Annotated in this window: 19 protein-coding genes; 12 read left to right on the top strand and 7 right to left on the bottom strand. The window is 68.0% G+C overall.

Features of this window, described 5'->3' with window-relative positions; genetic code table 11:
• The first annotated feature begins 95 nt into the window (after positions 1-95).
• The 3 genes from tgmA to tgmC are packed head-to-tail and all read left to right on the top strand — an operon-like array spanning position 96 to position 2,432.
• Positions 96-335, top strand: a complete 240-nt coding sequence (tgmA, locus tag OID54_RS19965; protein WP_329027651.1) for a putative ATP-grasp-modified RiPP — start codon at positions 96-98, stop codon at positions 333-335.
• A complete protein-coding gene (tgmB, locus tag OID54_RS19960; RefSeq protein WP_329021413.1) occupies positions 328-1,293 on the top strand; it encodes an ATP-grasp ribosomal peptide maturase in 966 nt (321 codons plus the stop codon). The genes tgmA and tgmB overlap by 8 nt, the downstream gene beginning before the upstream one ends.
• A complete protein-coding gene (tgmC, locus tag OID54_RS19955) occupies positions 1,290-2,432 on the top strand; it encodes an ATP-grasp peptide maturase system methyltransferase (protein WP_329021412.1) in 1,143 nt (380 codons plus the stop codon). The genes tgmB and tgmC overlap by 4 nt, the downstream gene beginning before the upstream one ends.
• Before the next feature lie 640 nt (positions 2,433-3,072).
• Here tgmC and OID54_RS19950 read toward each other — a convergent pair.
• Positions 3,073-3,612 (bottom strand): hypothetical protein, encoded by a 540-nt coding sequence (locus tag OID54_RS19950; RefSeq protein ID WP_329021411.1) that lies wholly within the window; start codon positions 3,610-3,612, stop codon positions 3,073-3,075.
• Positions 3,613-4,276: 664 nt separating this feature from the next.
• Positions 4,277-5,224, bottom strand: coding sequence for a helix-turn-helix transcriptional regulator (locus OID54_RS19945; RefSeq protein WP_329021410.1), 948 nt, complete (start codon positions 5,222-5,224; stop codon positions 4,277-4,279).
• Positions 5,225-5,415: 191 nt separating this feature from the next.
• Between OID54_RS19945 and OID54_RS19940 the strand changes: the two genes are divergently transcribed.
• Entirely contained in the window at positions 5,416-6,360 is a 945-nt protein-coding gene (locus OID54_RS19940; protein ID WP_329021409.1) for an alpha/beta fold hydrolase, read from the top strand.
• Between the two features lie 196 nt (positions 6,361-6,556).
• Entirely contained in the window at positions 6,557-7,459 is a 903-nt protein-coding gene (locus OID54_RS19935; protein ID WP_329021407.1) for a hypothetical protein, read from the top strand.
• A 139-nt stretch (positions 7,460-7,598) separates the two neighbouring features.
• Here the strand turns inward: OID54_RS19935 and OID54_RS19930 are convergent, their stop codons facing one another.
• The 4 genes from OID54_RS19930 to OID54_RS19915 all read right to left on the bottom strand — a co-directional run bounded on the left by OID54_RS19930 (position 7,599) and on the right by OID54_RS19915 (position 13,118).
• A complete protein-coding gene (locus OID54_RS19930) occupies positions 7,599-8,954 on the bottom strand; it encodes an MFS transporter (protein ID WP_329021406.1) in 1,356 nt (451 codons plus the stop codon).
• A gap of 87 nt (positions 8,955-9,041) precedes the next feature.
• Positions 9,042-9,557: a hypothetical protein gene (locus tag OID54_RS19925; protein ID WP_329021405.1), complete on the bottom strand. Its 516-nt coding sequence runs from the start codon at positions 9,555-9,557 to the stop codon at positions 9,042-9,044.
• 262 nt (positions 9,558-9,819) lie between these two features.
• On the bottom strand, positions 9,820-11,058 hold the full coding sequence (locus OID54_RS19920; protein ID WP_329021404.1) for a hypothetical protein: 1,239 nt from the start codon (positions 11,056-11,058) through the stop codon (positions 9,820-9,822).
• Positions 11,059-12,047: 989 nt separating this feature from the next.
• Entirely contained in the window at positions 12,048-13,118 is a 1,071-nt protein-coding gene (locus tag OID54_RS19915; RefSeq protein ID WP_329021403.1) for a PucR family transcriptional regulator, read from the bottom strand.
• Positions 13,119-13,400: 282 nt separating this feature from the next.
• Between OID54_RS19915 and OID54_RS19910 the strand changes: the two genes are divergently transcribed.
• From OID54_RS19910 to OID54_RS19900, 3 genes are all read left to right on the top strand, one after another.
• Positions 13,401-13,991, top strand: a complete 591-nt coding sequence (locus OID54_RS19910; RefSeq protein WP_329021402.1) for a hypothetical protein — start codon at positions 13,401-13,403, stop codon at positions 13,989-13,991.
• 311 nt (positions 13,992-14,302) lie between these two features.
• A complete protein-coding gene (locus tag OID54_RS19905; protein ID WP_329021401.1) occupies positions 14,303-16,399 on the top strand; it encodes an SPFH domain-containing protein in 2,097 nt (698 codons plus the stop codon).
• A 148-nt stretch (positions 16,400-16,547) separates the two neighbouring features.
• Positions 16,548-21,572, top strand: a complete 5,025-nt coding sequence (locus tag OID54_RS19900; protein WP_329021400.1) for a DNA repair ATPase — start codon at positions 16,548-16,550, stop codon at positions 21,570-21,572.
• A 35-nt stretch (positions 21,573-21,607) separates the two neighbouring features.
• On the opposite strand, the gene OID54_RS19895 is transcribed toward OID54_RS19900, so the two are convergent.
• Entirely contained in the window at positions 21,608-23,107 is a 1,500-nt protein-coding gene (locus OID54_RS19895) for an alpha/beta hydrolase (RefSeq protein WP_329021399.1), read from the bottom strand.
• A gap of 57 nt (positions 23,108-23,164) precedes the next feature.
• On the opposite strand from OID54_RS19895, the gene OID54_RS19890 reads away from it, so the two are divergent.
• The 4 genes from OID54_RS19890 to OID54_RS19875 all read left to right on the top strand — a co-directional run bounded on the left by OID54_RS19890 (position 23,165) and on the right by OID54_RS19875 (position 26,677).
• Positions 23,165-23,425: a hypothetical protein gene (locus OID54_RS19890; protein WP_329021398.1), complete on the top strand. Its 261-nt coding sequence runs from the start codon at positions 23,165-23,167 to the stop codon at positions 23,423-23,425.
• Positions 23,426-23,499: 74 nt separating this feature from the next.
• Entirely contained in the window at positions 23,500-24,330 is an 831-nt protein-coding gene (locus OID54_RS19885; protein WP_443055635.1) for an isocitrate lyase/PEP mutase family protein, read from the top strand.
• Positions 24,331-24,669: 339 nt separating this feature from the next.
• A complete protein-coding gene (locus OID54_RS19880; protein WP_329021396.1) occupies positions 24,670-25,902 on the top strand; it encodes a helix-turn-helix domain-containing protein in 1,233 nt (410 codons plus the stop codon).
• Between the two features lie 493 nt (positions 25,903-26,395).
• Positions 26,396-26,677 carry a hypothetical protein gene (locus OID54_RS19875; RefSeq protein ID WP_329021394.1) on the top strand — a complete coding sequence of 94 codons (282 nt, stop codon included), beginning with the start codon at positions 26,396-26,398 and terminating at the stop codon, positions 26,675-26,677.
• Positions 26,678-26,789 lie beyond the last annotated feature (112 nt).

The raw sequence follows: 26,789 nt of genomic DNA, 5'->3' as shown, positions 1-26,789 counted from the left end.
GGCCCAGATTCCCCTCGCAACAGCCATCGACACCGGCAGGAAACGGAGACATCGTGAATTCGAGGCAGACGCCCACACCCTGGGGTACGAGCAGGATGGGTCCGTACGCGGCCACCGTCACGGTCCCGGAGTTCACGCCCGTGATCGACCCCGATACTCAGATCGCCGTGATCGTGGACGAACAGGGGCGCAGGGTCGAACTCGGCGACCACGGTACGAGCACGAGTGGTCTCACACCCACGGCAACCAGCCCCGGCGACGGGTCTCAACCAGGCACGGCAACCGACTCCGACAGCACCGAGTCCTACGACCAGGATCAATCAGGTGATGGGTGACCAACGCGGATCGGTGCTCGTACTGACCAACAAATATGACGTGACCGCAGACTTGGTGTTGCGGATACTCGCCGAGCGACACGTTCGGGTGGTCCGACTCGACCCCGGCGCCGACCTCCCCACTGATGCCTCCCTGACCACCACCTATCGCACGGGCTCCCAGCGGGGCACTCTGCGCACGGCAAGCCGCGAACTCGACCTGACTGCGGTTCGCTCGGTATGGGTGCGCAGGGCATCGCCGTACAAAGGGCCTGGCGAACTGCCCGAACAAGAGCGGCGGTTCGCTGCCGATCAGCTGCTGTGGGGGGCAGGTGGCATCCTGGCGTCCCTGCCCGGGGCGCACTACCTCAACCACCCCTGGGACAACCGAGCGTCCGAGCACAAACCGGCCCAGCTCGCCACCGCGCAGCGGGTCGGCTTCCAGATACCCGACACATTGATCACGAACGACGTACAGGAAGCGCGGGCGTTCACAACCCTCTACACCGGCGGTGTGGTCTACAAGCCTCTGTGGGGCAGCCGGTACTCGGTGGCCGGCAAGCCCCAGGCTGTATGGGTCCGGGAGGTGAGCGAGCCGGAGATCACCGCGGGAGTGGCGACGTGTCCCCACATGTTCCAAGCCCGGGTCGACAAGGTCCACGACGTGCGCGTGACGGCCGTGGGCCAGCACCTGTTCGGGCTCCGGATCAACAGCCCCGAACTCGACTGGCGCCACCGACAGGACCTCATGCGGTGCACACCGATCGCCGTGCCCGAGGCGGTTGCGTTGTCTATCGCTGCCTATCTCCGTGCCTCTCGTCTGGTGTACGGCGCCTTTGACTTCGCAGTGACCGATGGCGGGGTCTGGTACTTCCTGGAGTGCAATCCCAACGGGCAGTGGGCATGGCAGCCGCCCCTCATCACCGACGCTGTTGCCCGTGCCATCTCTGACCAACTACAGAACGGGTCCGACACATGAGCACATCCGTTCAGCTGCGTGCCACCTTGGCGGACGCTCTCACCGAGGACGGCACGCTCACCGACTCCCGCTGGCGCAGCGCCGTCGAGGCCATTCCTCGGGAACTGTTCGCGGGGGCCTACTTTCAGGAGGTTCCCGGGGGTGCGACGACCCACTATCGGCCGGTCCGCCAGGGGGATGCAGGGTGGTTGGAGGGCATCTACACCGACCAGACGCTGATCACCCAGCTCGACGGTCGCATCCGTCCCGACGACGTTGCGGATGGAACAGCCTCCGGTTCTCCTTCGTCATCCTCCACGCTCCCGTCACTCGTACTGCGGATGTGGCAGCAACTCGACGTCCGATGTGGACAGCGCGTCTTGGAAGTCGGTACGGGAACGGGGTACTCGACCGCCCTGGGCGCGCACCGCATCGGGGACGGCAACCTCACCAGCATCGAGTACGACCCGGTGGTGGGTACCGCCGCACACTCCGCCATCAAAGCCGCCGGATACACCCCTCGGCTGATCATCGGGGACGGCCTGCGGGGAGACCCCGAGGGGGGAGCGTACGACCGTCTGATCGCGACCTGCTCGGTCCGGTACATCCCCGTGCCGTGGCTCCACCAGGTGAAACCGGGCGGGAAGATCCTGGTCACGCTCTCGGGGTGGAGCTACGCGTCCGGATTGGCGCTGCTCACCGTGACCGGCCCTGGCGCAGCCACCGGACGATTCCTCCCCGGGTACACCAGTTTCATGATCGCCCGGCCGCATGATCGTCCACCGCGGCCGGCGCTAGCACTGTTGCCGGGTGAGGAGCGCGTGAGCCTGATCGACCCTACGGTCGTCGGTACGTGGACGGGAAGTTGGGTCGCCCAGCTCGCCGCGCCTTCGGCAGAGCGGCTGGGGATGGGGACGGAACAGATCCTGCTGGACGTGTCCACCGGTTCGCAGGCGCGGACGGCTTCCGGGACCGATGCGGACTGGGTCGTTGTGCAGCGCGGGCCGGTGCCGTTGTGGGATCGGGTCGAGCAGGCAGTACAGAGTTGGCAGGCGGCCGGGGCGCCGCATCAGGAGGGCTTCGGCATCACGGTCTCGGACGCCCGGCAGCGGGTGTGGATCGGCAGCGAGGACGGTCCGGGTTGGGATCTGCCGATCTGAGGCCGAGCTCGGCCTAGGGTCGCATCAGGCAACGCCTGCCCTACTGGCGAGGGATCGTGGATTGCGGGCGACCCTCTGAGCGGAAGAGTTACCGTCAGGTGGTGGAGTCAAAGAGCACGGCGCCCTCTTGCCCGTCCTGCAACCAGTCGATGACCTGCACTGCAATGGTCCTCTCACAGCGGGAGGACGACGGAAAGCGGGTCTGCCGAGGCGTGTGGCAGTGTGGGGATCGGCACCTGTGGTGGGGCTGGAGCGATCGCCCAGGCGAGGGGTTGGAGATCTGCCCCTATCCGCACTTCGGTACCTAACTGGGTTTGCCGTAAGGGGTGTCAGGCGCTGCCGACCCTCGCGATGATGTCGCGTAGGCACTTGTCCTGGTGGGTCTGTTTCGCCAGATGATGAAGCCGACTGAGCAGCAGCCCCCACGCCTCCTGCTTCCTGGCCCTGTGGGAGGGACAAGAGGGGGACGTGGGTCCGCGTCGCTCGACGAGGTCGACCGGAGCGGGGCGCGTTGGATACGCGGTTATCGCCCGTCAACGAAGCAGGGTTGGGGCCGTGCCTCTCGTCGTTGGGTCTTTTCGACCAAGGGTCCCGAGCGGTCCCTCCGTGGCAGAGGACTCGGCTCGGTGGTCCCGTTGGGTCACACCTCGAAGCGGACGGCCTCCATGGCGCGGGCCTGGCCCGTGGTGCCGACCGTGGTGGACTCGCCCCATGCCTTCCAGCCCTGCCAGCCGAGGTTCGCCACGTGCGCGTTCCCTCTCACCAGTCTGGTGCTGGTGATGGCCACTTCGACTGCTTCGATCGCACGGTTCTGGCCAGTGGTACCGACCGTCAGCGCCTGACCGTCGGGGCGACACTGCCAGGTCTGCCAGCCGACGCCGGCCACATGTGCGCGAGCGCACACGCCGCCCACGCCTGCGGTGGCGATGGTGAGCGCCTCCAGGTTTCGTGCCTGGCCGACGGTTCCCGCGATCGTTCCGTTGCACGCGGTGAAGTTCTGCCAGCCGACGTTCTGCACGTGGGCCTGGTAGCAGATGCTGCCGAACGCGGCGGCGGAACTCTTGGCGCTGGCGACCACATTGGGGGTGGTACCGGCCGCTGAGGCCGTACCGGCACCGGTGACAGTGCCCGCGGCAGCGATCGCCAGGGCACTGAGGATTACGGAAAGACGCTTGCGCATGTAAACGCACCTTGGGGTTGGTGGTACGGAAGGGGGATGCGCGGAGGGGGCCGCGCATCGGCTCGCCGTCCGGTTGAGCTCCGGACGGTGGCGTGACTTATGGTCCGGGCATATGCGGGAGAGCGTCAATGGTGCCCCCTATTGCTCAAGTGAACCCATGGCGCGAATGTGGCCTGTGTGACAGGTGTGAACATCCAACCCCACTCGCCGCACTCGACATAACTAAACGGTGCCAGGCAGAGGCCACCTGAACAGGCATTCTTCGTGAGAGCCCGCTCATGGGTAGAGGTGAGGACCTTGTCGACATTGAGCAAGGATCGCAACACCCCATAGGCCGAGTCTGCTTTGCGCCCATCGATGCCCACACTCGACGGAGGCTGTTACTCCGGTTAACGGCAACGCGGCAAGTCGCGCCCGCCCCTTCAGCTGTAGTTGAAACTTGGCTGATTGCAAACGCTAAGTCTCGTCATGCAGAGTGGCTCCCCTCGGGTGATCCACAGAGTGGTGTGTCAACTTCACGCGGCTGGAGCCGGCTTGGCCTTGGACTCCGACAGCTGAGCGAAGTCGAGCTCCACATGATGAGGTGGATCAAGACGGCTGATCCGGCCGACAATGGGCGCCGGGGTCCGCTCCACGATCCGCGCGTTGCCACCACGCAACCGCCTCAGCCGTATCGCTCGACGAGCGCATTGCCGATCGAGGCCAGTTGGTCCCGCACACCCGGCGGGCCAGTCACCTCGATCCATTCGACCAGCCCGGCAAGCTCGCCGGCGAGCGCGTACTCGTTGTAGCCGCGGATCACGACCTCGATGCGACCGTCGGCCGCAGAGCCTCCCACCACAAGCCGACCGCCGAGCACCATCCGGAGCTTGCCCATCCCGTGGGGCACGCATACCGCCTCAAGTTCGAGGGGCGTTCGCCTGCGGTCGATCTCGTCAGCGATCTCCCGCCAGCTCTCGGCGAGGTCGAAGTCCTCGGGTCGGTGTACGGGATCGTCGGTCGGGTCGGCGGACGACACGCGGTCGATCCGGAAGGTGCGCCGGCCGGCCTCGGTGTGGGAGACGAGGTACCACGACGGACCTTTGGCGACGATGCCCAGCGGATGGACGGTTCGCTCGGATTCGTCTCCTTTGCCGTCGACGTAGCGAATCCGCACCTGGACCCCGCGGATCACCGCGTCCTGGAGGTCGTCGAGGAAGCGAGGTGATCGGCGCTCGATCCGATCCGACCCCCATCGTTGTGGGTCCATGACCAACGACGACGCTGCTGCCTCGGCCTGCGCCCGGAAGGGCTCCGGCAGGGCCTGGACCAGCTTGCGCAGGGCTGCTTTCACGGCCGGCGTCGCAGCCGAGGCCGGGCCGGCGACCAGGAACAGGGCGCGGGCCTCACTCGCGGTCAACCCGGACAGGTCGGTGCGGGCGCCGCCCACGAGGCGCCAGCCGCCGCCCCGGCCCTGCATCGAGTACACGGGCACCCCGGCCATGGCCAGGGCGTCAAGGTCGCGGCGGGCGGTGCGCTCGGAGATCTCCAACTCCTGGGCGACCTCTGCTGCTGTCACCTGCTCGCGCCGTTGGAGCAGGAGGAGGATGGCCACCAGCCGGTCGGTTCGCATACCGACAACATTTCACATAAAACCGGTCATGGGTTGACCGGTTTCGGTCGGCAGGATGGCGACATAACCTCACCGGCGAGTCCCACTGCCCACGACCGCATCGGCCCTCGGCCTGTCAGCGGTACGGCGGCACCGTCTTCGGGAATTTTCGTCGGCTGAGTCTGATAGTGCCGAAAGAAAGAGGAAATGAAATGTTCGATCCAGCCGATTTCCCCAAGGCCACCCTCATTCCAGTCAACGGTGTGGAACTTGAGGTCTTTGAAGCAGGCCAACAGAATGCCGGAAAACCCATTGTGCTCTGTCACGGCTGGCCGGAGCACGCCTTTTCCTGGCGCTATCAGGTGCCCGCCCTCGTTGCTGCCGGCTACCACGTCATCGTGCCGAACCAGCGGGGCTATGGCAATTCATCCCGTCCCGCCGAAGTGACGGAGTACGACATTGAACACCTGTCGGGTGATCTCGTTGTGCTTCTCGATCACTACGGGTACGAGGATGCCACCTTCGTCGGTCATGACTGGGGTGCCATGGTCGTCTGGGGACTGACCCTGCTGCATCCGGACCGTGTGAACAAAGTGATCAACCTGAGCCTGCCCTACCAGGAGCGGGGAGAACGGCCCTGGATCGAATTCATGGAACTCGTGCTTGGCGGGGACTTCTACTTCGTCCACTTCAACCGGCAGCCAGGCGTCGCGGACGCCGTGTTCGACGAGAACACCTTCCAGTTCCTTCGCAACATGTACCGGAAGAACGAGCCCCCCAAGGAGCCTCAGCCGGGCATGGCGCTGATCGATCTCGCCAGAGCGGAAGCGCCACTCGGCGATCCCGTCATGAGCGATCGCGAACTGGGCGTTTTCGTCTCCGCCTTCCAATCGACGGGGTTCACGGGCAGCGTGAATTGGTACAGAAACCTTGACCGCAACTGGCACTTGCTGGCGGACGTGGACCCGATCATCCAGCAGCCCACGCTCATGATCTACGGCGACCGGGATCTGGTCCAGAAGTCCGAAAAGCTGGCAGAGTTCGTGCCCAATGTGGAAGTGACTAATCTGGATTGTGGTCATTGGATTCAGCAGGAAAGGCCGGAAGAGACGAACCAGCTGATCACCAAATGGCTGGAACAGCAGGATGCCAACTAATATTCGGTGATCCGGTTCGTGTCACCTGACATTCCGAACGGGTCGGAGGGAATTCCCTCCGGCCCGTTGTTGCCGTTGGTCCGGGCGTCTCGTCAACTGATGTGCAGTGGGCGCGGATCCCAGCCGCTGCTTCCGGACCGGGGCGGGGGTGGGCTCTCACAACCGTCTGTCAGAGGCTGCTGGCAGCATCGCCGGTATGAACATCACCCGCACCACGCCTCCACGACCGTTCGACGTCACCGAGCTCTTTCCGCAACTGGCGCCGCTCGCCCGCCCGGCGACCCGGTTGCACCCCCGCTCCGGGTCGCCTTCGCCTCACGACAGTTCGATCGGTGGGCCGCTTCTGTGGCCCGCCGGGCAGCGGTGGCCGTACTGCGACAAGTGGCATGACGGACCCGTCAGCCCGTTGTTGCCCGTGGCCCAGCTGTACACGCGTGACGTACCCCTGTTGAGACCACCTCACCGGCCGGGCGGACATCACGATGTGCTCCAGGTGCTGTGGTGCCCCTTCGAGCACCCGCCCGAGTCCAAGCCTCCGACCCAACTGTTCTGGCGAACCGCCGCGGACGTCACCGACATCCTGGTCACACCGCCCAAGCCGTCCGAAGCGGAGTACGACGGCTACCTACCGGAGCCCTGTGTGCTCGCGCCCGAGCAGATCATCGAGTACCCCAACTTCCTGGATTTGGACGAGGAGTTGCAGCAGCGTCTGAGCGACTGGAGCAACTGGCAGGCGGGCGGCGTCGCGGTGGACGATTCCTATGAGATCGCCCCGCAGGAGTTCTACATGGACGAACTGTCCACCGCCCCCGGCTGGAAGGTCGGTGGCTGGCCCCCGTGGGGCCTCACCGATCCCATCGCCCGGTTCTGCATCGTCTGTGGCGCCGCGATGAGCCCGTTGTTGACGATCGCCTCGGACGAATGGAACAGCGGACAGGAGGGTTGGATCCCGTACGAGGATCAAGGCCACGCCTCGCTCGACGACAACAGCGCGGCGAACCCGCCCGGGGTCCAGGTCGCGGATGCCAACCATCTCCAGCTCTACGTCTGCTCGGCCGACCTCGGCCCCGGTCATCCGCACACCGACCTGGTCCAGTGACCCATCGCTGAAGTCCTGCGGACATCTCGTACACCGCGTAAGCCGCCGTGCACCGCGATACGGGTGAGATGCGCCCCCACCACAACACCGCGCAGGCCCCGACCCTCGTACGAGACGGTGGGCCGGGGCAGCGGTCGGTCTACCTGCTGGGTACGGAGTCGTCGTGGGCGGGCTCGGCTGCCGACGGGGCCTCGGCAGGTCCCGACGCCTTGGACGCGGGCAGGGTGAGCAGGGCCGCGAGCGGGGCCAGTACCAGGATCAGGAAGCCGCCCGAGAGGGCCAGCAGGTCATAGCCGCCGCCCGCGAACACCAGGCCGGAGGCCATGCCCCCGGTGGCGGCGGCGACGGCGAGTCCCACGTCCACGGTGCCTTGCGTCGCGGCGCGGGTCGCCGGCGGAAGAGCGTCGGTGACCAGGGCCGTACCGCTGACGAAGCCCATGCTCCAGCCGAGCCCCAACAGGATCAGTGCCACTGACATGGCCACCATGGAGTGACCGGGGGCCAGGGCGGCCACCAGGGCCGCGGCGAACATGGTCACGGTGCCGAGCGCGGCCGTGAAGGGACGGCCGATGCGGTCGGCGAGGATGCCCGAGATCGGCGACGACAGATACATCGCGCCCAGGTGGAGGCCGATGACCATGCCCGCGCTCTGGGTGCTGTGACCGTGGTCCGACATATGGATCGGGGTCATCGTCATGATCGCGATCATCACGATCTGACTGAGGACCATCACCGTCACACCCGTGATCAGGATGCGGCGCTCCGCCGACGAGATCGTGGCGCCGGGAGCCGGCACATCCGCCTCTGCGGGGTCTGCCAGCCGCTCGGCCTCCGCTTCGGCCGCAAGAGCTCGGGAGACCAGGAGCGGATCGGGTCGCAGGAAGATCCAGACGAACACCGCCGCGGAGCCGAAGGCGAGGGCGGCGAGCAGGAAGGGGCCCGACAGCCGCGGCAGTCCCCAGTCGTCCGCAAGGTCGCCCGTCACCCCGACGAGATTGGGGCCGGCGATGGTGCCGGCCGCCAGGGCGAACAGGACGGTGCTGACCGCGCGGGCCCGCCTCTCGGGCGATGCGAGGTCGGCACCGGCGTAGCGGACGAGCATGATCGTCGCCGTGCCTATGCCGTACACCAACAGGCCGACGCAGAGCAGGAGGATGCTGTCCAGCGCGGTGGCGAGGACCACGCCCAGGCTGCCGATCGTCCCTGCGACATAGCCCACGGTGAGACCGGGCCTCCTGCCCCAGCGTTGGCAGGCGCGCCCGACCGCGACCGCTCCGACGGCCGCGCCGGCCGTGAACAGGGCACTGGGGATGCCGGCAAGCCCGGTGGAGCCGAACATCTCCTCGGCGAGCAGGGCGCCGATGGTGATTCCTGCGGCGAGGCCCGCCCCGCTGAGGATCTGGGAGATCACCAGGACGGTGAGGATCCGGCGTTGCGCGGGATGTTCCGTGGGGCCCGTCGGCACATGCCCGTTGGCGCTGGTCGGGGACGTCATTACTCGCTCCTCGCGTTCCCCCGGCGCTTGCGGTGGCCCCGGGGGCTTGGGGTGGCCCCGGGGCACGGGGAGGGCAGCGCTTGCGCGCTACGCCGCCGACGCTGCGGGCTCCAGGGCCGAGATCTCCTCCAACGACATGTCCATGCGCTGGCGAAGGAAGCGGACGATCGTCCAGTGTGGCAGCGCACCCTCGTCGAAGGGGCCGAATTCCTTGCAGTACAGCGGAATCCAGCGCAGCGCCTCCTCGATGGACTGCTCGCGGCCGGGCTCCTGGGCGTAGTCCTCGTAGCCGATGCTGCGGTGGTGGATGAAGAACCGGCCGGGCAACTTCTCCTCGCACAGCTCCACGTATTCGCGCGTCTGGAGGATGAGGTAGTGCCAGATCTCGTCGATGTGCTGCTCAACGGGCAGGAAGAGGCCGCTGAGTTCGGTCCGGTAGCGAGAAATCAGATAGAGGTAACGCATACATTCGATCACTTGGCGTTCGACCTCTTCGGTCGAGCCGCCGGTGTCCTTCACGAAGTATTCGACGACTTCGGTGTGAAGAGTGTCGCCGAGGAGGTTCGTGAGGTCGGCTTCGGTGACCAGTTGCGTTGTCTGCATGACTCTCCAGAGAGGGGATTCGGCGTTCGGCCGTGAGCACGATGACCGTGTGTCCGGCGTCGCTCGCTGGTGTATTGCTTGGGTAGGGACCCGGAGGGTGCACGGCCTGCCGTTGGGCTGGGGCCGGCAGTTGGCGTGTGGAGGGTCCGTGGGCAATCCGGATTCCGGCTCTCGATACCGTTTCCTGACTCAGGGGAAGTGCTCCGAAGGTGGGAGTCAAGAGTCAGGGGTTTCGAGAGCCGGATCGGAAACCTGGGGGGAGCTAGGAATCCCTCTTGAGCCAGGCGTACTTGCCCGATATCCCGATCGGAATGTGCGTGCGGTGTTCGGTGCCGCAATGGAATCCGGTGAGTTCGCCGATGAACTTCTCCAGACCCGCGCTCTCCGAGGGTTCGAGAGGGACCCCGTCGAAGGTGGTGTACAGCAGTTGGAAGCTCCCGTTGCCCTCGTCGCGCAGTTGGTAGAGGAAGACCTCCGGGGCCGCGGTGGCGACGGCGTCGTCGAGGTCGCCCTGGGAGACCAGGCCGTGCGGGGTGGGCAGGAGTTCCTTCTCCCGACCGCAGAAGCGGGTGACCTTCGTGGGGTCGGTGGAGCCGTCGATGGTGCGGACGCAGTCCCCTGAGCGGTAGCGGATGAGCGGCATGTGGGGGCTGCGCAGACTGGTCACGATGAGGCTGTGGATGTGGCTGCCCGGTGCGACGGGGACCAACTCCAGGCTCATCCGCTCCAGATGGGGGTAGTAGCGGCCCGTGTGGTCGCTGTAGTACAGGTAGCCCAGCTCGGTGCTGCCGAACAGGTCGACGACCGGGCAGTCCATGTGGTCTTCGAGATAGGCACGGACGTTGGCCGGCGTGTACTCGTAGGCCGTGATCACGCTGGCGGGCTGCGGGAAGGTGTCCCACAGGCCCCATTCGCGGGCCTTGCGAATGAGATGCGCCAGGTGGTAGCCGGAGCAGTCGAGGTGGTAGCGCCCCAGGGGGTGGGCCTGCTGCTCGGTGCGGATCTCGGCGATCATCCGCTCGACGTCCTCGCGGAGCCAGAGATCGGGGTCGAGCCGGAGGTTCAGATAGACGGTTCTCTCGTCGAGCCGCCGGTCGTCGAGGGCCGGTACGCCCTCGGGGCCGGTTCCCTGCTTCTTGGCGTTGACGCGGGCCACGTGTTCCGTGGCGAGGAGCGTGGTGATCGAGACGCGGCGGCACCCTTCTTCCCAGGTGTCCGCGATGTCGGGGTGTTCGCTCCAGAGCCGGTAGTACGTCTTCAGCAGGAAGTAGGGCGGCCGAATGATCTGCATGCGGGCGTGATTGGTGCCGGTGGAGAGGACGAACTCCGCTTCTCCCGCCTCCAGCGCCTTGGCCAACCGTGGGGTCATCCAGTTGTCCGGGAAGCCGTCGGCTATCTCCGGCTTCTCCAGGATGGGGAAGAATCCCTGCTCAATCGACTTTCGATAGATGGGAATGTCCCGTATCTCATCGATGATGTCGGAGCTCGGCTGACCGTCCACGTCTGACCTCAATCGGCTCTAAAAGGGCTCAACACTAGGGGGATATGGCTCACTCGGGATGTCGGGGAACTCTCGGGGAGCTCGATGAACTCGGCCCGCTCCAGCACCTCGGTACGTTCCGCGCAAGGGTTCTGCTGCGAAGCTTCCGGTTGGCTGGTCAAGAGCTCGGAGAAATCGACGGGCAATGCCTGGTTACGTAAATGTTTCGGGGTGGGTCGGGCGGCGAACGAAGAATCGCCGCCCGACCCACGCCTACCCGAAGGCTATCCGTTAGGAAATACAGCCGGCCTTCGGTGCAGCGCTGACACAACCCGACTTGGGCGCGGAGCTCACGCAACCCGACTTGGCGCTGACACAACCCGACTTGTCAGCCGCAGCCGAGTTCGCGGAGTTCCACGCGCGCCAGTTCTCTTCCTGGGCCAGCTTCTTGATGAGGCGTTCCATAACGGACCTCCAGTGTGATCGGGTGAGCGGCGGTGGCCGCTCTTCCGGTTTCCTGGAAGCTATGAGTAACCAATGCCTGTGTCAATGGATTCTCAAATGAGAGAACACTCATGGATTTCGCTGACCTGCGAGAAGCGGAATCACTTTTCAGACAGTACCGTCACAGGGCATATGCCGTGTGTGTCGTAAATTCCCATCCGGCTTGTCCACTATCGACGTTCTGGGCCGTCGATTCCGGATACGGATGCATTCCGCGGCAGCCGAATACCGGGCGAAGGGGTCATGACGCGACAAGCTGAAGGAACGATCCGGGCCAGCGCCGGCGCAAAAGGCGGGGAGCCTACCCAGGGTTGCCCCACACCATCCATCCGCATCCCATCGGCGGCCGTGCAGGAGCGCCGGAACTCCTCCTCCTCGTGACTCTCCGCGTGCGTTTAGGCGCTCTGGATCACCGTCGATCCATCGCAGCGATGGGCCGCACAGAACGGGCACAGGCACCGGCGCAGGGCAGCGCACGCGCTGCCACAGGTCGGATAGGGCAACTCCTACGGTCGTGAGCGCTCCTGGTCGGGCCAGCCCATCAACCGGGCTCCGATCACCGCCGTTTGGAGTGTGTAGCGGTGTACCGGATCGCCCGGGTCCGCTCCGGTCAGTTGACGGATGCGGTCCAGCCGATAGGTCATCGCCCGGACGCTCAGGGAGAGCCGACGGGCCGCTTCAGCCGCCACACATCCGGTGTCGAAGTACGCGGTCAGGGTGTCCAGCAGCGGGCGGGCGCCGCCCCGGGCCTGGCTCAGCGGCCCCAGCACGCTTTCCACCAGGTCCTTCATCGCCTGTCGGTCGCGGGTGAGCACCGGGTACACCAACAGGTCCGCCGCCCGTAGCACCGGATCCGGCAGGTCCATGGTTGCCGCCAACTCCAGTGCGTTCAGGGCCTCCTCGTAGGAGTGGACGACTCCGCCCGCGCCCGGGTGCGGCCGGCCGATTGCCACCCGCCCGCCGTCCGTCGCCGCATACGCCTGCTTGGCGAAGAAGCCGAGAACCTCGTCCTGATCGGCCGGTGCGATGCAGATCAGCCGGCCGTCCTTGGTGGTGAGGAGGATGCTGCGGTGCCCGAACCGGGCGATCAGGGCGGACTCCACCTGGCGTGCCACCGGGAAGCCGTCGTCGTACGGCTCGGGGCCCTGCGCCACCGCCACCGCATGGGCGTGGGAGAGGAGCAGTCCGAAGCGTTCGGCGCGCTGGGCGAGGCGTCCGAGGTCGCTGCGGCCGTAGAGCAGATCGTCGATGAACTCGCGCCGCGCCGCTTCCTCCTGGCGGACGGCGAGGCGCTGGGCCCGCTCATGACCGGCCGCGAACGCGTCCACCGCCTGCTCGACTGCGGCAAGGAGATGTTCCGCCGCCTGGTTCGAGAGTTCGGGCCGGACGGCCTGGGCCACGGTGAGTTGGGCGCGGACCAGCAGTCGTAGCCCGATGCCTGCTTCGGCCGCCCGTTCACCTCGGCCGCGCAACGACTCCAGTTCATCGCGGCTCAACCGACGCCCGGTGGCACACGCGTTGGCGAGGATCTGGGCATACCCCTCAAGATGATCCTCGTATATCTCCTGGTCCGCCATGCTCAACTCCCCCTCTTGACGCTTTCCTAACGCTCGCTGGGCAAGGGTGCCATGTGCACCTACCGGCCCGCGACCGGCATTAAGACGGCGTAAAGATTGCCGGTCAACGGCAATGCGAACAGGCGTGCCACCGGACAAGAATCAGCTCCATGACCGGCGGGGAACCAGCTCCATGCCGGACAGCGGAAATGGGGATTCCGCCTGAGTGCCCACAGAACGTGGGATCGACGGGGGCGGGACGACGAAGGTGCCGGGCACGGCCCGGGTGGAGGGGGATCAGTGATGGGCGAGTTCTTGGACCATGTGTTCCGCTTCCCGACGATGTTGTTCACCGCCGCCCTCGTCGTCGTCATCTGCTTCTGGCTCATGGCGTTGGTGGGAGCGGTCGGCCATGACTCCTTCGACACCGACCTGGACAGTGACGCATTGGGGCTGGGCGGAGTGCCCGTCGCCGTCTCCGCCTCCTTGGTGATCGCACTCTCCTGGACGCTCAGCCTCATCGGTTCGGTTCTCCTGACCAGACTCAGCGTCTCCGGGGGCCTGCACCACCTCCTCGCCGCCGTCCTCCTGCCCGTGGCCGTCCTCGGCGCATGGCGACTGACCCGATGGGTCATCCGACCGCTCGCCGCCCTCTTCCCGGACGAACCCGGGCCGTCCCGCATCGACTTCGTCGGCCGCACCTGCACCATCCGCACCAGGCGTGTCGACGAGGGCTTCGGACAGGCCGAGGTCACCGCGTCGGACGGCTCCACGGCACTGGTCCAGGTGCGCCGCAGCGGCCTCGACGTCACGGCCGCACTCGCCCTCGGCAGTACGGGTCTGCTGTACGCCTACGACGAGGTCGGCGAGTTCTTCTGGGTCGCGCCCTACTGAACCGGGCGGCACCCCAGCACCCCACCGCCGTACGCATCGCACCCGGCACCGGCATCCAGGACCAGCATCCGGCACCGGTATCCGGGACCGGTATCCAGCGCTGACACCCGGCGCCGGCATCCGGCGTCCGGGACCGACACACCGCGCTCGCAATGCGCAGAAACCGACACCGGTGGACCCGCTCCCTCGGCTCGCCCCGCCAGTCGGGCGCCGATCGATCGCAGACCCGGCGGGGCCCACACCCCCGCCGGCCTCGCCCCTTCCGCTTCCATCCCGGGCTACGGCCCGCCCGCTCCCACCCGAGGAATTTAATGGACGCCATCACCGTGGGCATCGGCCTACTCATCGCCGTGGTCGTGCTGATCGCCATCGCGATGCTCTTCGTCGTCGGCAGACTCTTCCGCAAGGTGGAGCAGGGCAAAGCGCTGATCGTCTCGAAGATGCGCACCGTCGACGTCACCTTCACCGGTCAGGTCGTGCTGCCCGTCCTACACAAGGCCGAGGTCATGGACATCTCGGTGAAGACCATCGAGATCTCCCGCACCGGCCGGGACGGGCTGATCTGCCAGGACAACATCCGTGCCGACATCCGCATCTCGTTCTTCGTACGCGTCAACAAGACCGTGGAGGACGTCATCAAGGTCGCCCAGGCGATCGGCACGGCCCGCGCCAGCGACCAGGCGACCTTGCAGGAACTGTTCAACGCCAAGTTCTCCGAAGCGCTGAAGACCGTCGGCAAGCAATTGGACTTCACCGACCTCTACACCAAGCGCGATGAGTTCCGGGACCGGATCATCCAGGTCATCGGCACCGACCTCAACGGCTACAGCCTCGAAGACGCGGCCATCGACTACCTGGAGCAGACCCCGCTGGCCCAGCTCGACAGCAACAACATCCTCGACGCCCAGGGCATCCGGAAGATCACCGAGCTCACCGCGGTCGAGCACGTGCGCACCAACGAGTTCCAGCGCAACGAGGAGAAGGAGATCACCCGGCAGAACGTCGACGCCCGGGAAGCAATCCTGGAGCTGGAGCGTCGACAGGCCGACGCGGAGATCAAGCAGCGCCGCGAGATCGACACCGTACGGGCCCGGGAGGAAGCCGAGACGGCCCGGGTGGTGGAGGAGGAGCGCCTGCGTGCGCAGAGCGCGTTCCTCAAGACCGAGGAGCAGTTGGGCATCCAGCGGGAGAACCAGAACCGTGAGGTCGCCGTCGCCGCGAAGAACCGCGAGCGGGTGATCGCGGTGGAGAGCGAGCGGATCGAGAAGGACCGGCTGCTGGAGGTCATCGCCCGGGAGCGGGAGACCGAGCTCAACCGCATCGCCGCCGAGAAGGAGTTGGAGGCGGAGCGCCGCGAGATCGCCGAGGTGATCAGGGAGCGGATCGCGGTGGATCGTACGGTCGCCGAGCAGGAGGAGTCCATCAAGCGGCTGCGGGCGGTCGAGCAGGCCGAGCGCGAGCGGCAGTCCCTGGTGATCGCGGCCGAGGCCGAGGCGCAGGAGAAACTGGTCAAGGACATCAAGGCGGCCGAGGCCGCCGAGCAGGCGGCCGTGCACCGGGCAGCCGAGGAGCTCACCCTCGCCGAGGCCCGTACCAAGACGGCCGACCTGGACGCCCGCGCCAAGATCCGACTGGCCGAGGGCATCCAGGCGGAGGCTGCGGCGGAGGGTCTCGCGGCCGTCCGGGTGCGCGAGATGGAGGCGTCCGCCATCGAGAAGACGGGCCGGGCCGAGGCCGATGCCATGGCAGCCCGGATGAAGGCGGAGGCGGACGGCACGGTGGCGCAGCTCACCGCGGAGGCGGACGGCAGCCGGGCCAAGGCCCTGGCCGACGCCACCGCGATCGGCGAGAAGCTGAAGGCGGAGGCCGCCGGTCTGACGGACAAGGCCGCGGCGATGGCGGCGCTGGACGAGGCGTCGCGGGCCCACGAGGAGTACCGACTGCGGCTGGCGGCGGAGAAGGACATCCGGCTCGCCGGGCTCGATGTGCAGCGGCAGATCGCCGAGGCGCAGGCCACGATCCTGGCGACCGGTCTGGAGAACGCCGACATCGACATCGTCGGCGGTGACTCGATCTTCTTCGACCGACTAGTGCAGTCGATCTCGCTGGGCAAGGGCCTGGACGGTTTCGTCCAGCACTCTCAGACGGCCCAGACCCTCGCCGGCCCCTGGCTGGACGGTTCGTCGTCCTTCACCGACGACATGACGGCGGTCCTCGGTTCGGTGTCCACATCCGATGTGCAGAACCTGACGGTCTCGGCACTGCTGATGCAGCTGATGAAGGGCGGCGGCGAGCACAGCGGCCAGCTGCGCCAGCTCCTGGACGCGGCCCAGCAGTTGGGGCTCGGGGAGACTTCCTTGGCCTCGCTGACCGGGCAGCGCCCGATGAACGGGGTCGTCAAGACCTGACCGCCCGGCCGTGTCCGGTAGGAGCCGGATGCGGTCCGGGGTCGGGAGGGGAGCAGCTGCCGCGCGGGGGGCGGCAGCTGCTCCGCCATTCCCCGCGTTCCGTCGGCCGCGTTGTCGACCGCCGCCGTGTTGTGAGGAGCTGAACCAGATGGAGATCGGGATGGACACGACGGATGTGCAGGGCGCGGGCGGCGCACGGGGGACGGCCCGCGCGGGCCGGGAGACGGCCACCAGCGGTGCCACCAGCGGTACGGACACGAGCCGCACGCGCAGTACGGCCAGTGGTACGGGCGGCACCAACGGCAGTAAGGCGGCATCCGGTCAGGACCAGGGCGCCGACGGCTCGCCCGAAGTCCAGCTGGAGTCCGCCACCTACGATCTGCTGCGCGATCGGCTCCGCGGTCACGCGACCGAGCTCGCCCGTCGCGCCGAGGCGCTCAACACCGCGCGTACCGCCGCCTTCGGCTCCACCGAGATGCAGTTGACGGCGACCGAGACGCTCACCGTCGACACCCCCGGGCACGCCCGTGATCTCGTCGCCGTCGGGGACGCGTTCCTGTTCGGCACCGACCCGTCCGCCGCGCTCACCCCGCGTACCGCCGTCTCCGATGTGTTCAGCCTCCACGGCCGCAGCCGGCAGCCGCTCTCGTCGGACGCAGTCCCCGGGCTGTTGGACGATCCGGCGTTCATCGCCGAGTTCGCCTCCCTGTGCCGCTACTTCCAGGGCGCCCGACTGATCCGGCTGCGCCGGGTCGAGGACCGGCTGTTGGCCGTGTTTCGGATGGCAGCGGAGGGCGACGGCACGGGCGGTCGGGCCGACGCCGTGCGCGTACTGCGCTGGGCGCTCCACCCGGACGGCACGGTCCGCTTCCTGGACGGCCGGGGGGACCGCGACCTCGCCCGCACACCCCCGTACGACATCGAGTGGACCGCGCTCCAGCGCGACAGCCATGTGCTCGGACGCCATCCGCACATCGCCGTCGGCGAGGACCTGTACGTCTCCACGGTGGGCGGCGCGCTCACCCTCAAGGTGGAGAACGACACCGAGAGCGCGGACGGCATCCACCGCGAGCCGGTCGATGAGCCCCTCCAGGCCCTCGCCGACGCCGATGTGTCCTACGCCCGGGTCGGCCCCCTGCTGTTGCTGCGGGTCAGGCCCTACAAGGAGCAGCACGTTCGCCATCTGGTGTTCAACACGGTCACCCGCGCGGTGGCCAGGCTGGACGCCATCGGTCAGTCCTGCCGGCGGCTCCCCGACGACCAGGGGATCATCTTTCCCGGCGGCTACTGCCTCGCCGGCGGTGAGGTGCGCGTCTTCGACGTGGACGCCGACGGCCTGGAGTTCGAGACCGCGCAGCCCTCCCCCGGTGGCGAGGACGTGCTGTACGTCTTCCAGGACCCGGGCGGCGGCCGGGCCCTGCTGATGGCGTACAACACGATCCGCAAGGAGGCCGCGAGCCCATTGGGTTGTGTCGGGCATGCACTGTTCGACGACGGCACGCTGATCCTGCTGCGCGACCCGCAGACCGACGAGCCCTCCCTGGTCCATCAGATCCAGCTGTGGCGCAGCCCCTACGTCAGCGCCACCCATCGGGCGCCCACGGGCTCGGGCCCACTGGCGCGCATCGGCAACGCCGACCTCGTCCGGGGGATCTCCGACTGTCTGTCCATCGCCCGTCGGGCCATCGAGACCACCCCCACCACGGAGGTGTACGAGTCCCTGGTGGCGCTGTGCTCCCGTACCGTCGACCGCTGCCACTGGCTGGACGACCCCGACACGGGGGATCTGCTGACCCCGCTGGAGGCCGTGCGGACGAGCGCCGGCCAGGTGCTGGAGGAGTTCCGGACCGTACAGGCCCTCACCGCACAGTCCGCGGAGGCCCTCGCGGAGATGACGGCCCGCATCACCCGGCTGGTGCGCCGCATCAAGGGCGAGGCGCCCGCGGGTGCGACGGAGTGGGTCGAGCGCATCGCCGAACTGCGCGCCTGCCACGGGCATGTGGTGGGCCTGCGCGAGATGCGGTACGCCGACACGGAGGCGATCGACGCGCTCGCCCGCCGCATCGAGGACGACACGGCATCGGCGGCCCGTCGGGCGATGGCCTTCCTCCAGCGCAAGGACGCCTTCACCCCGTTCCACGCCGAGGCGGAGGAGGCGACCGAGGCGGCGGCGCGGTCGGCGACGGTGGCCGAGGCGGACGAGGCCGGCGCCCAGCTGGTCGAGCGCACGGCCGGTCTGCGGGCGCTGAGCGAGTCCGTCACCGGTCTGGACAGCGGTGACACCACCGTCCGCACGTCGATCCTGGAGCGGATCGCCGATGCCATGGGTGCGCTCAACCGGGCCGCGGCGACCCTGCGCGCCCGTCGACGTGAGCTCCTCGACCACGAGGGCCGGGCCGAGTTCGCGGCCGAGTTCGCGCTGCTCGCCCAGACGGTCACCGGAGCCCTGGCAGCCGCCGAGACACCCGACGCCTGCGAAGACCAGCTCACGCGACTGCTGCCCCAGTTGGAGGAGCTGGAGTCCCGGTTCGCCGCCCATGACGACTTCCTCGACCGGATCGCCGAGAAGCGGACCGAGGTGTACGAGGCGTTCACGGCTCGTCGGCAGACCCTCGACGACACCCGGGCACGGCGGGCCCAGCGGCTGGCCCGGTCCGCCGAGCGCACGGTGGAGGCGATCGTTCGACGCGCGGCCACGCTGGCCGACACCGATGCGGCACACGCCTACTTCGCCTCCGACCCGCTGCCGGTGAAGGTCCGTCGTACCGCGAACGAACTGCGGGCACTCGGCGACCAGGTGCGCGCCGACGAGTTGGAGGGCCGGCTCAAGGCGGCCCGCCAGGAGGCCGCTCGGGCGGTACGGGACCGCACGGAGCTGTTCGCGGACGGCGGGGACACCATCCGTCTGGGCGCGCACCGGTTCGCCGTGACCACCCGGGCCGCGGAGTTGACCGTCGTACCGGACGGGAGCGGACCCGATGCCGGCCTCGCCTTCGCGCTGACCGGCACCGACTACCGGGCGCCCGTCACCGACCCCGCCTTCGCCGCCACCCGGCCCTACTGGACGCGCACCCTGCCGTCCGAGTCACCGCAGGTCTACCGGGCCGAGTACCTGGCCGCCCGGCTGCTGCCCGCGGCGATCGACGGCGGCGACATAGCGGAGTTGGTGCGTGATGCCGCGCAGTCCTCGTACGACGAGGGCTATGAGCGGGGGGTCCACGACCACGACACCGAGCAGATCCTGCGGCTGCTGCTGCGGCTGCGCGCGGACGCCGGGCTGCTGAGCCATCCGGGGCAGGCCCGGGCCGCGGCGCAACTGTTCTGGGCGCACGGTACGACCGAGGCGCAGCGCACGGGCTGGGCGCGGCAGGCCCTATCACTGGCCAGGGCGCAGGAGGTGTTCGGAGCGGTGGGCGCGACGGACGGTCTGCGGGACGAGATCGCCGCCGCCCTCGCGGGCGCGGCCCTGCCGCTGCACCATCCGGGGGCCGCTGACTACCTGGTCGCGGAGTTGGCGTCCGGGGAGTCGTTCACGACCAGCGGCACGGCCCGTGCACTGCTGGACAAGTTCACCCGGGCGGTGGGCGCCTGCCCGTACGCGGACGATGTGCGGGCGCAGTTGGCCGAAGGGGAGGTCGCGGCTGCGCACCGGCTGGTCGAGGGCTGGCTGACGGCCTGGGCTCGGACGACCGGCGAACACCTCGCGGCGGGGGACATCGCGGAGGCGATGGCGATCGAGCTGACGGCCGGGCTGGCGCGCCACGACGTGGACGCGTCGGTGACGGGCACGGCGGCCCCGCTGCTGGGCGAACACTCACGGATCGTCCGCGGCGCGCTCACCCTGCGGCTGGATGAGTTCCTGTCCCGGACGGCCGGTTTCGCGGCCAACGACGTCCCCGGATTCCGCGCCTACCAGCAGTTGCGGGGGCAGCTCGCGACCCGTGAGCGCGCCCGGTTGCGGCTGGACGACTACCGGCCGAGGGTGATGTCCGCCTTCGTCCGCAACCGGCTGGTGGACGAGGTGTGCCTACCGCTGATCGGGGACAACCTCGCCAAACAGCTGGGTGCGGCAGGGGACGCACGGCGCACGGACAGCGGCGGCCTGCTGCTGCTCCTGTCCCCTCCGGGCTATGGCAAGACCACGCTGGTGGAGTACGTGGCGGAGCGGCTCGGACTGCTGCTGGTGAAGGTGGACGGGCCGGCGCTCGGCCGGCATACCGTCTCCCTGGACCCGGCGGAGGCACCGGACGCGGCAGCGCGCCAGGAGGTCGAGAAGATCGCGTTCGCCTTGGAGGCGGGCAGCAATGTGCTGCTCTACCTCGACGACATCCAGCACACCTCGCCCGAGTTGCTCCAGAAGTTCATTCCGCTGACCGATGCGACCCGCACCCTGGGCGGGCGCGATCTTCGGGGCAAGCGGTTCGCCGTTTGCATGGCCGGCAACCCGTATACGGAGTCCGGGCAGCGGTTCCGCATCCCCGACATGCTCGCGAACCGGGCCGATGTGTGGGACCTCGGTGATGTCCTGACGGGCAAGGAGGACGCCTTCGCGTTCAGCTTCGTCGAGAACGCGCTGACCTCGCATCCGGTGCTCGCACCCCTGGCGGGCAGGGCCCGGGAGGATCTGGAACTGCTGGTACGACTGGCGTCCGACGACCCAACGGCCCACCGTGACCGGCTCACCCATCCGTACGCGGCCCAAGAACTGGACCGGATCGTGAGCGTCCTACGGCATCTGCTGGCGGCCCGCGCGACCGTCCTCGCGGTGAACGCCGCCTACATCGTGTCCGCGGGCCGATCGGACAGCACCCGGACCGAGCCGCCGTTCCGGCTCCAGGGCTCGTACCGCAATCTGAACCGGATCGCCCAGCGGATCAGTCCGGTGATGAACGACACCGAACTGTCCGCGGTGATCGACGACCACTACGCGGCCGAGGCCCGCACGCTGACGACGGACGCGGAAGCCAATCTGCTGAAACTGGCCGAGCTGCGCGGACTGCTGGACGAGGCCGGCGCGGCGCGTTGGGAGCGGATCAAGGCGGTGTACGTGCGGGAGGCCCAGGGCGGCGAGTTGGAGCGGGCGGTGGCGGCGCTGGGGGTGTTGGCGCAGCGCCTCGCCGGGGTGGAGGCGGCGATCGTCGGGCGGGGAGGCCCGACCGGGAGCCCGGGGTGAGCCTTCAGGCCCGGGCCCGGGCCTGAAGACACGACCTACCGGCCCGGGCAGCTGATGTCGTGCCGGGGGCGCTCGCCGGTGGTGAGGAAGGCGGTCACCGCCCGGTCGCCGCAGGCGTTGCCCGTACCGAGGTAGGCCCCGTGGCCGCCCGTCTCCGCCGTGACCAGCCGGGCCCGCTCCCCCAGCGCCTCGCGCATCTTCAACCCGCCGAAGTGGGGCGTGGCCGGATCACGTCGGGTCTGGACCATGAGGATGTTGGACGGTCCCTCATCGGTGATGCGCGTCGGCGCCTCGGTCGGTGTGTCCTTCCAGAAGGCGCAGGGGGTGATGTTCTGCGGCAGCCCCGCAGTGAGCGGATACGCCGCCCGGTCGGCCACCACCGCACGCCGGTACGAGTCCACGCGCCCGGGCCACCGGACGTCGTTGCAGATCACCGCCATCGTCACCGCCGCGGCCTCGTCGCTCATCGGCTTCACCAGGTCGTCCGAGAGCACCGGCCGACCGGTCGGGTCCTGCGCGGCCTTGATCAGCCCCGCCAGTTGGGGGAACGCGGCGTCGTTGTAGAGGGCGAGATGCAGGGCCTGGCGCAGGAGGTTCCCGTCTAGGGGGATGTTCGCGGTGGTGGTCGGCCGGGGGTTGCGGTCCAGCGCCCGCGCCAGCCGTAGGAACTCCGGCCTGAGGTCCTGGGCCCGCCGTACCAACCGGAGCCCCTCGGCATCGCGGTCCGGGTGGGCGGCCCAGGCCGCGAAGTCGGGGAAGCGGAGCTCGACGGCCCGCCCGGTGTTGGCGAGCCACCCCCGGGCGACACGCCGCGGATCGGGATCGCCGCTGCTGTCGAGCACCCAGCGATCGGTCCGCCGCGGATGCTTCTGCGCATAGACCGCGCCCACGTACGCACCGTACGAGCTGCCCCAGGCGGACAGCTTCTCCACGCCCAACGCGGCACGGAAGGACTCGATGTCATGCACCTCGTTGGCGGTGGTCATGCTGCGCAGCACGGCCCCGCCGTTGCGATGGCAGGCGTCCGCGATCCGTTGTGACCGGGCGATGTTCGCATCGATGCGACCGTCGGCGGCCGGCCAGGACCGCAAATTCGGCATCCGCCGATCGTCGGGGTCCAGCCCACAACTGTCGGTGGTGCTGCCACCGACCCCGCGCGGGTCGAGGCTGACGATGTCGTAGGCGCCCTCCAGCTCCCGCTGGAGGGCGATCCCCTTCTGCGTCAGTCTCTGCACCCCCGAGGACCCGGGCCCGCCAGCGATCACCAGCAGGGTGCCGCGGCGCGCCTGCGGCTGGTCGCTGGGGATGCGGGAGACGGCGAGGGGGATGTGTTTGCCCCGGGGGTCGCGATGGTCCAGCGGAACCGACAGGGTGGCGCACTCCTGGGTCCTCGGTCCGCCATCCCGGGCACAGTTCTGCCACACCAGACGCCCGGACGCCGGTGCGGCCGGGGCCGCCTGAGCGAGGGGCGAGACAACACCGGTGAGCGTTGCGGAGAGGGCGAGGAGAAGGGCGGGAGTGGAGTAAGTCGTCATCCCTAGAGGGTTGTTGACCGCCCGCGCGGGGCCCATCCAGGAGGCTGGTGGACCTGGGTGGGGGTACCCCCCGATCGATTCCCGGCCATCCGGCGCGCCGAGTGGCGGCACCGGACGCCCGTGGACGCCCACGGTCGTGTGCCGGAGACCTTCCCGCGCCAGGCCCTCGCTTCCTTCCTACGAGATGCCCTCGGCGACGAGGCCAGCCGCAAGCCCGACTGCACGATGACCGTACTGATCCGCGACTTCCAGTTCCCGGACCTCCTGGGTAGCGGGCCGGGGGAACACTCCACGGTCAGCCCTTCGAGCGTGAACTGACGCTCCTGATTGGGTCCGATCCCCGCCCCCGGGCAGAGAGAAATAGTGCTCGTCGATCGGGGACACATGGTGCAATGCCAGCCATGGCAACGCTTCTCGACAAGGCACAACTCTTCCGCTCCTTGCACGTTCCCGGCGACCCGCTGATCCTGCCCAACGCCTGGGACGCGGCCTCCGCCCGGGTGGTGGCGAGCGCTGGTGCAGCCGCGATCGCCACCACCAGCGCCGGGGTCGCCTGGTCGTTGGGCCACGGCGACGGGGACCAGCTGAGCCGCGAACAGGCGTTGGGCGCGATCTCCCGGATCACGGCCGCCGTCGACCAGCCGGTAACGGCCGACATCGAACGCGGCTACGCGACCGATCCCGCTGGTGTGGGCGAGACCGTACGCGGCGTCCTGGCGGCCGGAGCCGTGGGCATCAACCTTGAGGACACCCTTCGTCCGGTCGCCGAGCAGGTCGCCCGGATCGCAGCGGCCCGCGCGGCGGCGGACGAGGCAGGCGTCCCGCTGTTCATCAACGCCCGCATCGACACCCACCGCCTGCCACCGGGCGACCGCGCAACATGGCTGGACGAGACCCTCGTCCGTGCCGGCGCCTATGCGGCGGCGGGTGCGGACGGCGTCTTCGTCCTCAGCGCGCCGGACACCCATGCGATCAAGGCGCTCGTCGAATTCACCCCCCTGCCGGTGAACCTGCTGGCCGGCCCGGGAGCACCGCCCGTACCCGATCTCGCCACCGCGGGAGTCGCCCGCGTCAGCGCGGGTTCCTCCATCGCCGAGGCGGCGTACGAACTGGTACGACGAGCAGCCCACGAACTACTGACCGAGGGCACGACGACTGCCCTGGAGGGTGGATACGACTATGCCGCTCTCAATGCCCTGCTTCTGGGCGAACGGCCGCGCTGAAAAAGCCGGCCGGGGAATGGCGGCGGGCGCTCAACCGATCATTCCCGCCCGGGCCGGTGTGCCATTCCTGGTCGAGGATGCTGAAGACATCGGAGTCACGCCAGCCGTCCCGAATCCACACGGTGTGCCGATGCCGGCCCTCGTGGGTCATGCCGAGCTTGCCCAGCACCCAACTGCAATCAATAGAACTCACGAGCCCGCGTCCGTCCCTGCTGTCGCAAGCCGCTGTGTACGGACGCGGGCACCCCCCGCAACACCCCAGGAGGGTCACCGTCGCCATCTCCCCTGTTGCCCAAAGGAGTAGCGTTCTGAGTGTCTACGCGAGAACGGAGTGTCGGTATGCCGGATCCACATGACGGACGCAGTGCGCCGGACACCTTCGCAAAACGAGTCCGGCAGGCCAGAGAACGCCGGGGGATGACCCGAGCAGCAGCAGCCGAACGAGTCGGCCACTCCTACGAGTGGTGGAAGGGGATTGAGACCGGCCGACTGCTCATGCCTCGGCTGCCCATGTTGATGAGGATCGCCGACGTGCTGGGGGTCGATTCCCTTTCGGACCTCACGGGTGACGACCGTGTCACCGCGTCCGCCTACAGCAACACATCTCACCCCTCACTCGGCAGAGTGAAGGACTCCCTCACCAAGTACACCTTCCGCCACTCTGATGTTGAGCCCCAGAGCGAGGCGCAGTTGATGAGTCGCGTGCGGCAGGCATGGCTGCTGTGGCACGGCATCGGAGACCATCGCACACACATCGCCGATGTGCTTCCGGCTTTGCTCTCGGACCTTCAGCACGCGGCTCGCACCTTGGACGGAACGGCACGCCGGCGCGTACTTGCCGCTCTGGCCGAGACCTACCACCTGGCCCAGCTCTACCTCAGCTTCCAACCGGTTCCAGAGCTCGTGATGCTGACCGGAGACAGAGCAATGGCTGCCGCCCAGGACGCTGACAGTCCCCATGCCATCGCCGTGGCGGCCTGGTACATGAACCACGTCTTCCGAGACGCGGGAGAGTCTCATCAGGCACGAACCGAACTAGCCCTCAGTGCAGCTGGTCTGCTCCGGTGTGAACGAGGCGAGGAAGACACCGCCCGATGGGGGTTGTTGCATCTGGCAGTAGCCCTGTCCTATGCAAAGGTGGGCCAAGCCGGAAGCGCGGAACACCATTGGGAAAAGGCTGACCAGGCAGCCAGGGCATTGGGGGACGCGTACTCCCATCCTTACCTGATCTTCGGGAGAGGCATGGTGGATGCGTATCGGATCACTATGTACACCGATCTGACACAGCCAGGCCCGGCGGTGAGCGCGGCAGGAGGGCTTGATGCCTCCGCCATGCCCTCTGCTACGCGTCGCGGCTTCCACGCCATCGAGCAAGCACGTGCGTACAGTCTTGCCGGCGAAGACGTGGCGGTCGTGCACTTCCTCAAACAGGCCAATGACCTGTCACCGGAGACGGCCAAGTACAACTTGTTCGCGCGGAGAGTTGTTGCCGACCTTGTGGAGTCCGGCCCGGTGGCCATTCGCGGCAACGCCCGTTCACTTGCGCGAGCCTGGAACGTCCCCGCCGCATAGGTACAGTCCGTACCCGTAGTCGAACGGGTACGGACTGTACCCGGGACGCATGTCTGGCGGTCCTACCGTCGAACCGCTGCTGGCCATACGCCTGGCAGCGGCGGTTTTCCGCGTTCGCGCGTTCCTGTACGCCCCCGTGGTGGCCGCCTCCAGTGTCAAGAGGTGAACCATATGAACCAGTGCGTTACGCAGCGCTTGAGGCTTCTTTCCCTGTGCGGCGAACTGATGCCGTCCCGTGAAAAGACGTTCTGCACCGTCAAGGACCCCGACCACAAAGGGGATCACGTCCACGAGTATTCGGCCCTCTCTTGGTCACGGACCGAGGACGATGCCCCTGCGAAAGCCGATGCCGATTCGGTCGACCTACAGAGGGCATCCCAGTTCGGTGGCTGACACTTACAGCGCCCAGCAGCGCCCACCAAGGGACCTCCGAAGAGTGCAACGACATCGCCGCCAAGGCTCGTCCAACAGCTTTCGAGGGAGCTAGCCCACGATGCGCACCGCCATCGTCCGAATCCTGTTGTGGGCTCTGAGCCGGTTACTTCCGGCAGAGGACGACGCCGTACCACCGCCCACTTTCATCCCCGAGCCGACACCGGTTCCCGCCCGCTGGTGGTCCACGCCGACGCCCGCCCATGTCGTTGAGCGGCAACGCACGCTTAGGGGTGAAGACTGCCGAACCGTCCGCCCGTACGTCGTTGCGGAAGAGACCCTGCAACTACGCGCCATGAGCGCGGACCACGACCCGTATGCACATCGGGGGACGTACGCATGAGACACGACGCAGTTGTACGACCCACGTCCCCTCCCGAAACGGGCGATCACACACCCCACAACACCGAACGGCCACTCGGGACCGGCCGAGCAGTGGGGGTCACGAGCGAAAC

Source organism: Streptomyces sp. NBC_00690 (genome assembly GCF_036226685.1).
In the GTDB taxonomy this organism is placed as follows: Bacteria; Actinomycetota; Actinomycetes; order Streptomycetales; family Streptomycetaceae; genus Streptomyces.
This window is presented reverse-complemented; position numbering and strand designations above follow the sequence as displayed.

Excerpts from the sequence above, each read along its gene's own strand:
- tgmA (WP_329027651.1), top strand. The coding sequence starts at position 96 with ATGGGTCCGTACGCGGCCACCGTCACGGTCCCGGAGTTCACGCCCGTG.
- tgmB (WP_329021413.1), top strand. The coding sequence starts at position 328 with ATGGGTGACCAACGCGGATCGGTGCTCGTACTGACCAACAAATATGAC.
- tgmC (WP_329021412.1), top strand. The coding sequence starts at position 1,290 with ATGAGCACATCCGTTCAGCTGCGTGCCACCTTGGCGGACGCTCTCACC.
- OID54_RS19950 (WP_329021411.1), bottom strand. The coding sequence starts at position 3,612 with ATGCGCAAGCGTCTTTCCGTAATCCTCAGTGCCCTGGCGATCGCTGCC.
- OID54_RS19945 (WP_329021410.1), bottom strand. The coding sequence starts at position 5,224 with ATGCGAACCGACCGGCTGGTGGCCATCCTCCTCCTGCTCCAACGGCGC.
- OID54_RS19940 (WP_329021409.1), top strand. The coding sequence starts at position 5,416 with ATGTTCGATCCAGCCGATTTCCCCAAGGCCACCCTCATTCCAGTCAAC.
- OID54_RS19935 (WP_329021407.1), top strand. The coding sequence starts at position 6,557 with ATGAACATCACCCGCACCACGCCTCCACGACCGTTCGACGTCACCGAG.
- OID54_RS19930 (WP_329021406.1), bottom strand. The coding sequence starts at position 8,954 with ATGACGTCCCCGACCAGCGCCAACGGGCATGTGCCGACGGGCCCCACG.
- OID54_RS19925 (WP_329021405.1), bottom strand. The coding sequence starts at position 9,557 with ATGCAGACAACGCAACTGGTCACCGAAGCCGACCTCACGAACCTCCTC.
- OID54_RS19915 (WP_329021403.1), bottom strand. The coding sequence starts at position 13,118 with ATGGCGGACCAGGAGATATACGAGGATCATCTTGAGGGGTATGCCCAG.
- OID54_RS19910 (WP_329021402.1), top strand. The coding sequence starts at position 13,401 with ATGGGCGAGTTCTTGGACCATGTGTTCCGCTTCCCGACGATGTTGTTC.
- OID54_RS19905 (WP_329021401.1), top strand. The coding sequence starts at position 14,303 with ATGGACGCCATCACCGTGGGCATCGGCCTACTCATCGCCGTGGTCGTG.
- OID54_RS19900 (WP_329021400.1), top strand. The coding sequence starts at position 16,548 with ATGGAGATCGGGATGGACACGACGGATGTGCAGGGCGCGGGCGGCGCA.
- OID54_RS19895 (WP_329021399.1), bottom strand. The coding sequence starts at position 23,107 with ATGACGACTTACTCCACTCCCGCCCTTCTCCTCGCCCTCTCCGCAACG.
- OID54_RS19885 (WP_443055635.1), top strand. The coding sequence starts at position 23,500 with ATGCCAGCCATGGCAACGCTTCTCGACAAGGCACAACTCTTCCGCTCC.
- OID54_RS19880 (WP_329021396.1), top strand. The coding sequence starts at position 24,670 with ATGCCGGATCCACATGACGGACGCAGTGCGCCGGACACCTTCGCAAAA.
- OID54_RS19875 (WP_329021394.1), top strand. The coding sequence starts at position 26,396 with ATGCGCACCGCCATCGTCCGAATCCTGTTGTGGGCTCTGAGCCGGTTA.